The 869-nt window shown below is 52.9% G+C and carries 1 protein-coding gene and 1 pseudogene; one reads left to right on the plus strand and one right to left on the minus strand.

Annotation, left to right across the window (positions count from 1 at the left end; genetic code table 11):
- Nucleotides 1-204: pseudogene (locus tag IEX22_RS16140) on the plus strand (hypothetical protein); the annotation flags it as partial.
- A gap of 63 nt (nt 205-267) precedes the next feature.
- Here IEX22_RS16140 and IEX22_RS16145 read toward each other — a convergent pair.
- A partial coding sequence (locus IEX22_RS16145) for an EAL domain-containing protein (protein WP_188669258.1) occupies nt 268-869 on the minus strand: 602 nt, incomplete at its 5' end.

Here is an 869-nt window from a genome sequence, read left to right on the forward strand (position 1 = left end):
GAAGCCGGTGGTTTCGGTACCGCGGCCGTGGTTTCTCCAGTCGGCTCCTACATTTTTGAAGATGGCCGGGTGGTCACCGTTGGTGACGGCAAGGTGGGTGAACATGTCAGTCGCATCTATAAGGTCTTCACCGAAATCCAGAAAGGGCACAGACCAGGCCCACAAGGCTGGGTCTGCAAAGTGCCCCGGCTGGAAAAGGCATAAGCCAATATCCCCACTATGAGTAAAAAACGCGGCCATTTGAGCCGCGTTTTTTATGGGGTGATTTTATTTTCGGCTAAGCAAGGCCTCTGCCTGTCCTTCTGTCATTGGACGTCCCAACAGGAAGCCCTGAGCCTGATCGCAGCCCTGGGCCGCAAGGAAATTCAGTTGAGCCTGGGTTTCCACTCCTTCGGCCACCACCTGTAACTCAAGGCTGTGAGCCAGGACTATGATGGCGTTGGTAATGGCGGCATCGTCCGGGTCTTTGGTGATATCGCGGACAAACTCACGGTCAATTTTTAAGGTATCCAGCGGGAAGCGTTTGAGATAGGCCAGACTGGAATAACCGGTGCCAAAGTCATCAACCGCCAGGCTTAATCCCAGTGCTTTCAGTTGATTGAGTATTTCCACCGACTCCAGTGGCCGCTGCATCACTGCAGACTCAGTCAGTTCAATTTCCAACAGTTCTGCACTCAAACCGTGCATGGCGAGAGCGACTTCTATGCTGGAAATAATGTCAGTCTGCAGCTGTTTGGCGGAGATATTTATTGCCACGGGGACGACTTCCAACCCTTGATTCTGCCAGCGCTCCAGTTGACTGCAAACGCTTAGCAATACCCATTGGCCTATGCTATTGACCAAGCCGGTTTCCTCTGCCAGCGGAATGA

The organism is Tersicoccus solisilvae, assembly GCF_014643255.1.
GTDB classification, from domain to species: domain Bacteria; phylum Actinomycetota; class Actinomycetes; order Actinomycetales; family Micrococcaceae; genus Tersicoccus; species Tersicoccus solisilvae.